7 protein-coding genes are annotated in these 7,054 nt (G+C 69.9%); 4 read left to right on the top strand and 3 right to left on the bottom strand.

From position 1 onward, the window contains the following. Positions 1-26: 26 nt before the first annotated feature. Positions 27-311, bottom strand: coding sequence for a hypothetical protein (locus ACWGI8_RS35915; protein ID WP_453667510.1), 285 nt, complete (start codon positions 309-311; stop codon positions 27-29). 148 nt (positions 312-459) lie between these two features. Further along, a complete protein-coding gene (locus ACWGI8_RS35910) occupies positions 460-1,275 on the bottom strand; it encodes a hypothetical protein (RefSeq protein WP_453667508.1) in 816 nt (271 codons plus the stop codon). A gap of 310 nt (positions 1,276-1,585) precedes the next feature. On the opposite strand from ACWGI8_RS35910, the gene ACWGI8_RS35905 reads away from it, so the two are divergent. From ACWGI8_RS35905 to ACWGI8_RS35895, 3 genes are all read left to right on the top strand, one after another. Next, entirely contained in the window at positions 1,586-2,869 is a 1,284-nt protein-coding gene (locus ACWGI8_RS35905; protein WP_453667512.1) for a glycosyltransferase family 4 protein, read from the top strand. Further along, positions 2,866-3,642, top strand: coding sequence for a hypothetical protein (locus tag ACWGI8_RS35900; RefSeq protein ID WP_453667506.1), 777 nt, complete (start codon positions 2,866-2,868; stop codon positions 3,640-3,642). The genes ACWGI8_RS35905 and ACWGI8_RS35900 overlap by 4 nt, the downstream gene beginning before the upstream one ends. Before the next feature lie 98 nt (positions 3,643-3,740). Continuing rightward, positions 3,741-4,700 (top strand): helix-turn-helix transcriptional regulator, encoded by a 960-nt coding sequence (locus ACWGI8_RS35895; protein ID WP_453667504.1) that lies wholly within the window; start codon positions 3,741-3,743, stop codon positions 4,698-4,700. On the opposite strand, the gene ctaD is transcribed toward ACWGI8_RS35895, so the two are convergent. Next, positions 4,657-6,366 (bottom strand): aa3-type cytochrome oxidase subunit I, encoded by a 1,710-nt coding sequence (ctaD, locus tag ACWGI8_RS35890; RefSeq protein WP_453667502.1) that lies wholly within the window; start codon positions 6,364-6,366, stop codon positions 4,657-4,659. The two genes, ACWGI8_RS35895 and ctaD, sit on opposite strands and share 44 nt — an antisense overlap. A gap of 469 nt (positions 6,367-6,835) precedes the next feature. On the opposite strand from ctaD, the gene ACWGI8_RS35885 reads away from it, so the two are divergent. After that, entirely contained in the window at positions 6,836-7,051 is a 216-nt protein-coding gene (locus ACWGI8_RS35885) for an I78 family peptidase inhibitor (protein ID WP_453667500.1), read from the top strand. Positions 7,052-7,054: the final 3 nt, after the last annotated feature.

Below are 7,054 nucleotides of genomic sequence, written 5' to 3'. Positions count from 1 at the left end.
GCTGCCGCCCCGGCCACTTCGTCGTCTCACAGCCCTCTACGGGGCGCCGGTGGCAGCGCCGCGGGGGTGTGGTGCTGTCTGCCGCCCGTCTGCCGGACGGGGGCGGACTGCCACCCGATTCCCGACTGGCCCCCGAATCCGCCGTGACCGGTCAGCCCGTGCTGACCGGTGCCGAACGCCGAGAACCCGAGGTTCTCCTCGCCGCTCCGGTCCCCCGGCAGCGTCCGGAACGCCCTGAGGTACTCGGAGTACAGCGCGTCGTAGATCGGAGTGGCCGATGGGCCCGCCGCTACGTCGTGCGCGGGGCGCATGGAGGGGACATGGCCCTGGCGCGGCCGACGGGCGGGGTCGTATGTGTGCACGTATGAGCCAACGACCCGCACGCCGGTCGGATGCGGCCCCGTCCGGGAAATCGCTGTTCGACGGGGGTACGCCGGGTACGCCGGCGCACGGCGTCCGTCAGGTGCCCGCCAGCGGCATGGTGGCGGCCACCAGCCGGCCGTTGGCCGCGGCCTTGTCGAGGGCGTCGCGCAGCAGGTCCTCGCGCGGCTGCTGGCCGATGGAGCCGACCGGGGCGGCGAAGACCAGTACCCTGTGCGACTTGTTGGCGGCCGTGCGCCAGCCATCGGTGACCTGCAGCGGCTGGTGGGCCTGCCACCAGGCGACCTGGCCGCCGCCGCCCGTACCCGGCTGGAGCACGGCGTGCAGCTGGCCCATGGCGAGCAGCACGGACCAGCCGGGCAGGGACGGGGGCACCTGGTTCACCACGGAGACCGGCAGGAAGCCCTGCTCGATCAGCAGCGGCAGGAAGTCGTCGCCGCCGCCGTACGAGCCGGGCCGGGCGATCGGGGCGGTCGGCTCGACGACGAGCGCCGGGTGCAGCTCGTCCTCGATCAGGACGAGACCGCTCGTGACACCGAGCACCGCCTGCTCCGGCGCCGCGCCCAGCGAGCCGTGGTCGACCTGGACGGCGGGTGGCTGCGGGGCGGCGGCGGGGGATTCGCCGGTGATCGAGCGGACGGCGCCCTTGAGCTGCTCCTCGGCGACCTGGACGACCTGGGAGGGAATGCAGCTGGCGTGGGCGAAGGCGAGGACGGCGGTCTCCTCGCCGACGAACAGCACCGTGCTGGTGCGTTCCTGCTCGGAATCGCCCGGGGTACGACAGGAAGTGCAGTCGTAGCTGCCCGGGGCGTTCTCGCCGGCGAGCAGCCGGTCGGCTTCTTCGTCGCCGATCTCGGCGCGTACGTCCTCGCTGACGTCGAGCATGCGCGGCACGGGTGGCTCCTCGGACTCGGTGCGTGGTGGGTTGCCGGGCGGCACCCGGCTCGTAAAGAGCACAACGGGTGAGTCAGGGCAAGGGTCACGCGCGAAGCCGGTTGCGGGAGACAGATCGTCACAGTGATACATCGACAAATCGTTCGGGGTCGGCGAGTTCACCGCGTCGGCAGGACGTAAGCGGCCGGATCCACCAGAGTGGTGACATGACGGAGAAGTGATTCACGGTGCCCCAACGCGCCTGACGGCCCTGGGCGCCCAGTACAGTCCCATGCTGATGACCATGAAGCTCAGGGGGATGCGGCAGCGCATGCATATCTCGTTCCTGCTCCACAACGCGTATGGAATCGGCGGGACGATCCGGACGACGTTCAACCTCGCCCGGATACTGGCCGAGCGGCACGACGTCGAGATCGTCTCGGTCTTCCGTCACCGTGAGGAGCCGACGCTCGGCGCCCCCGCCGGCGTACGCATGCGTCATCTGCTCGATCTGCGCAGCGGCAGCCCCACCTATGACGGCACGCACCCGGACTACACTCGTCCGGCGAAGGTGTTCCCGCGCGGCGACGGCCGCTGGAAGCAGTACAACCGCCTCACCGACGCCCGTATCGCCGCGCATCTGAAGTCCCTGGAGGCCGACGTCGTCGTCGGCACCCGCCCCGGGCTGAATGTCCATATCGCCCGCCAGGCCCGGCGCGGCCCGGTCCGCATCGGCCAGGAGCACCTCACCCTGGACAGCCACGGCTACCGGCTGCGCCGCGAGATCGGCCACCGGTACGCGCTGCTCGACGCGGTCACCACGGTCACCGAGGCCGACGCGCAGTCCTACCGCACGCGGCTGAAGCTGCCCGGCGTGCGGATCGAGTCCGTGCCGAACAGCGTGCCCGCGCCGACGGTCGCCCCCGCCGACTCCGCCAGCAAGTGGGTGATCGCGGCCGGCCGTCTCACCAAGGTCAAGCGGTACGACCTGCTGGTCAAGGCCTTCTCGAAGGTGGTGGCGGCGCGCCCCGACTGGCGGCTGCGGATCTACGGCAGCGGTGACGCGACGGGCAATGAGAGGAACGCCCTGCTCGCCCTGATCGAACAGCGCGGACTGCACAACCACGTCTTCCTGATGGGGCCCGCCAACCCGCTGGAGCCGGAGTGGGTCAAGGGCTCGCTCGCCGCTGTCACTTCGAACCTCGAGTCCTTCGGCATGACGATCGTCGAGGCGATGCGCTGCGGCCTCCCGGTCGTCTCCACCGACTGCCCGCACGGGCCGGGCGAGATCATCGAGGACGGGGTCGACGGCCGGCTGGTCCCGGTCGGTGACGAGGACGCGGTCGCCGACGCGCTCCTCGGCCTGATCAACGACGACGAGCTGCGGCGACGCACCGGTGAGGCGGCCCTCGGGGCATCCGCCCGCTTCGATCCCGTGCGGATCGCGGAACGTCACGAGGCGCTCTTCACCGAGCTGGTCGACCAGGGCGTGGGCGGCCGCTCCCGCAATGCCCTGCGGGACACCCTGTACCGCTCGCGCGGGGCGGTGCTCGACGGGGCGTACGCCCTGCGCTACAAGGCCGCCGATGTGATCCGGAAGGGGAAGACGGCATGACCACGTCCACCGAGCGGCGGACACCGCGTGCCGACTGCATCGCCGACTCCGCAGGTGGTGTCACGTTCGACATAGCGGAAGTCGCGGCTCCGGACGCGGCGTTCGTTCTGCGCCGGCGCGGCGGCACCGCCGCCGAGGACACCGTACGGCTCCCGCTCACCCCGACCGGCGGGGGGCACTCGCGGGCCGTGCTGCCCAGCACGGTCGAGCTGGCCGAGGGCCACTGGGACGCGTTCACCGACGACGACGTGGCCATCGAGCCGGGCATCCGCGATCTGCGGGCACTCGTCGACCGGGTCCCGGCAGCCGGCCGCGTCGTCGTGCGGGTGCCCTACCCGACGGCGGACGGGCGGCTCGTGGTCCGCTCCTGGGTGCGTGAGCCGCACGCCGAGGCCGGCGACATCGGCTCCGAACCGGGCGCCTGCACGGTCGAGGGCGTGCTGTACGGCGCCGAACTCGGCGAGGGAGCGGTGGCCGAGGCGCGCCTCGGCGGCACGGTCCACGAGGTGCCGGTGACCGGCGAGGACGGCAGCTTCGGATTCACCCTGCCGTACCGGACGCTCGCCGAGCCGCCCGTCCCGAAGGAGCAGCTGTGGACGCTGTGGCTGCGGCCGGCCAAGGGCACGGAGCCGGTACGGATCTCCCGCATCCTCGACGACGTATGGGACCGGAGGGCCATCTTCGTGTACCCGGCCCACGAGGCGGAGGGCTACCGGGCGGCGCCCTGCTACAGCGCGGACAACGACCTGTGCGTACGGCTGTCCCCGAAGTGACAGGGGAAGCCGGCACCGGCTGCCGGCCGACGGGACCGGCGGGCCGGCCGCAGGCTTGAGGACATTGACTGTCCTCAATCGCTGGCAGACTCGGCCTCATGCTGGAAACCTCGGCAAGACTGCTGCGCCTGCTCTCTCTGCTGCAGGCCCACCGCGAATGGTCCGGTGCCGATCTCGCGGAGCGGCTCGGCGTCACCCCGCGCACCGTGCGGCGGGACGTCGACCGGCTGCGTGAGCTCGGCTATCCCGTCAATGCCAGCCCCGGCACCGGCGGCGGCTATCAACTCGGTGCGGGGGCCGAACTGCCTCCGCTGCTCCTCGACGACGAGGAGGCCGTCGCCGTCGCGGTAGGCCTGCGCACCGCCGCCGGCAACGGCGTCGAGGGCATCGGCGAGACCTCGGTGCGCGCCCTGGCCAAGCTCGAGCAGGTGCTGCCGAACCGGCTGCGCCGCCGGGTCGGCGCCCTCAACGCCTTCACCGTGCCGATGCTGCGCACCCCGCAGGGTCAGGTCGACCCGTCCGTCCTGACCGAACTGGCCAACGCGTGCCGGGACAGCGAGCGGCTGCGCTTCGAGTACCGCGACCACAACGGCTCGGTGAGCCGCCGCACCGTGGAGCCGCACCGCCTCGTCTGCACGGAGCGCCGCTGGTATCTCGTCGCCTGGGACGTGGACCGCTCCGACTGGCGTACGTTCCGGGTCGACCGGGTCACCCCGAAGCCGCCGCACGGCCCGCGCTTCGCGCCGCGCACTCCGCCCGCCGAGGATCTCGCCGCCTATGTCTCGAAGGGCGTGTCGACGGCGGCGTACGCCGAGAAGGCGGTGATCAGGCTGCGCGTCCCGGTCGAGCGCGCGGCCGAGGCCGTGTCACCGTCGGCGGGTGTCCTGGAGGCCGAGGGCCCGGAGAGCTGTCTGCTGCGCACGGGCGCAACGAGCCTGGATGTGATGGTCGTTCATGTGGTGCTCATGGGCTTCGAGTTCGAGGTCGTCGAGCCGGCGGAGCTGACCGGCCACATCAGGACGGTCCGCGACCGGTTGTCCCGGGCTCTGGGGGAGTGACACGCCGCACCGGGAGCCGGCCGGGGACCTCCGCGAACCCGGGGTGGTGCAGATCGAAGGCCGGCGCCTCGGAGCGGACGCGCGGGATGGTGGTGAAGTTGTGGCGGGGCGGCGGGCAGGAGGTCGCCCACTCCAGCGACCGGCCGTACCCCCACGGGTCGTCGACCGTGACCTTCTCGCCGTACTTCTGGGTCTTCCAGACGTTGTAGAGGAACGGCAGCGTGGAGATGCCGAGCAGGAAGGCACCGATCGTCGAGACCGTGTTGAGCGCGGTGAACCCGTCGGCCGCCAGATAGTCGGCGTACCGCCGCGGCATGCCTTCCGCGCCCAGCCAGTGCTGCACCAGGAAGGTGGTCTGGAAGCCGATGAAGAGCGACCAGAAGTGGATCTTTCCGAGCCGCTCGTCGAGCATCCTCCCGGTGAACTTGGGCCACCAGAAGTAGAAACCGGCGAACATCGCGAAGACGACCGTGCCGAACACCGTGTAGTGGAAGTGCCCCACGATGAAGTAGCTGTCGGTGACCTGGAAGTCCATCGGCGGCGAAGCGATGATGACGCCGGTCAGCCCGCCGAACAGGAAGCTCACCAGGAAGCCGACGGACCACAGCATCGGGGTCTCGAACGACAGCGAGCCATTGAGCATCGTGCCGCTCCAGTTGAAGAACTTCACCCCCGTCGGCACGGCGATCAGGAAGGACAGCAAGGAGAAGAAGGGCAGCAGCACCGCACCCGTGGCGAACATGTGGTGTGCCCACACCACGACCGAGAGCCCGGTGATGGCCATCGTGGCGCCTACCAGCGTCACGTAGCCGAAGATCGGCTTGCGTGAGAAGACCGGGATGATCTCCGTGATGATGCCGAAGAACGGCAGCGCGATGATGTAGACCTCGGGATGCCCGAAGAACCAGAACAGGTGCTGCCACAGCAGCGCCCCGCCGTTCGGGGCCTGGAAGACCACCGAGCCGAACCGGCGGTCGGACTCCAGCACCAGCAGCGCCGCCGCCAGTACGGGGAACGCCATCAGCACCAGGATCGTCGTGAACAGGATGTTCCACGTGAAGATCGGCATCCGGAACATCGTCATGCCCGGCGCCCGCATGCCGATGATCGTCGCCAGGAAGTTCACCGACGCGAGGATCGTGCCGAAGCCGGAGAGCGCAAGCCCCATGATCCACAGATCGATACCGAGACCCGGAGACCGGTCCAGGCTGTTGAGCGGCGCGTACGCGGTCCAGCCGAAGGCGGCGGGGCCGGTCGGCACGAGCAGCGAGCCGAGCACCATCAGCCCCCCGAACAGGAACAGCCAGTACGAGAACATGTTGAGCCGTGGGAAGGCCACATCGGGCGCGCCGATCTGCAGCGGCACGATCTCGTTGGCGAAACCGGCGAAGGTGGGCGTCGCGAAGAGCAGCAGCATGATCGCGCCGTGCAGCGTGAAGGCCTGGTTGTACGACTGGTTCGTCAGCAGCTGGAGCCCGGGCCGCGCCAGCTCCGCGCGCATCAGCATCGCCAGCAGCCCGGCGATCAGGAAGAAGACGAACGACGTGACCAGGTAGAGATGCCCGATCCTCTTGTGGTCGGTGGTCGTGAGCCAGCCGACGACGACCCGGCCCCGCCCGCGCAGTGATGCCGGTGAGGCAGCGGCTTCCGCGGTGTCCGTCCCCATCGTTGCCCCTTCGCGGTCCGCGGCTCGGGGCCTCGTCCGGCACTGGTTCGGTCTCGGGCTGGAGCCACGATGCTAGCCACGCGATACCACCCGACAGGGTGGGGACACGGATCGGGACAGAGTGGGATACGCAGACGGGTGAGCGACCGGTTCGTCCAGAAGTAGGAACTGCATAACTAACGATGAATTTCCGGCGTTCGGGCGGCCGGAGAAAGGTCATCGGCAGGGAGAATTCCGGGGCCGAGACGGACCGGCATCGCGATGATCCGTGAATTCAGTGGAATTCCCGTGCGAGTAACTCCGTTTGTGCGCACGGATGAACGAATCCCCACTAAACGCGTGTCGTGATCCTGTGACACAAGTGTGACCGGTGAGGTACGTGGGGAAGCGGACGCGTGTACGGGTGCCTGCTATTGGAGGTTGCCAACGGGCCTTCCGTCACCGTCCGCTGCCGCCTACGGTGAATCCCATGGCACCGATACCGACCCCCTCCGCACAGCCCGACGACGCCCCCGAGTCCTACGTCGGCCTCGACGCCGGGACGGCCGAGCGGCTTGCCCGCAGCCGGGGCTGGAGCACCGTCAGAGCGCTTCCGCCGGGCTCGATCATCACCATGGAGTACCTGGCGGGCCGGCTGAACTTCGAGGTCGACGACGGCACGGTCGTGCGCTGCTGGAAGGGCTGAGAC

It is taken from the genome of Streptomyces sp. NPDC054841 (assembly GCF_053611045.1).
The sequence above is the reverse complement of the archived record's forward strand: the minus strand, read 5'-3'. Positions and strand labels throughout refer to the sequence as shown.

What these genes read in the sequence shown, in the direction of transcription:
- ACWGI8_RS35915 (WP_453667510.1), bottom strand. Translation starts at nt 311, where the DNA reads ATGCGCCCCGCGCACGACGTAGCGGCGGGCCCATCGGCCACTCCGATC.
- ACWGI8_RS35905 (WP_453667512.1), top strand. Translation starts at nt 1,586, where the DNA reads ATGCATATCTCGTTCCTGCTCCACAACGCGTATGGAATCGGCGGGACG.
- ACWGI8_RS35900 (WP_453667506.1), top strand. Translation starts at nt 2,866, where the DNA reads ATGACCACGTCCACCGAGCGGCGGACACCGCGTGCCGACTGCATCGCC.
- ACWGI8_RS35895 (WP_453667504.1), top strand. Translation starts at nt 3,741, where the DNA reads ATGCTGGAAACCTCGGCAAGACTGCTGCGCCTGCTCTCTCTGCTGCAG.
- ctaD (WP_453667502.1), bottom strand. Translation starts at nt 6,366, where the DNA reads ATGGGGACGGACACCGCGGAAGCCGCTGCCTCACCGGCATCACTGCGC.
- ACWGI8_RS35885 (WP_453667500.1), top strand. Translation starts at nt 6,836, where the DNA reads ATGGCACCGATACCGACCCCCTCCGCACAGCCCGACGACGCCCCCGAG.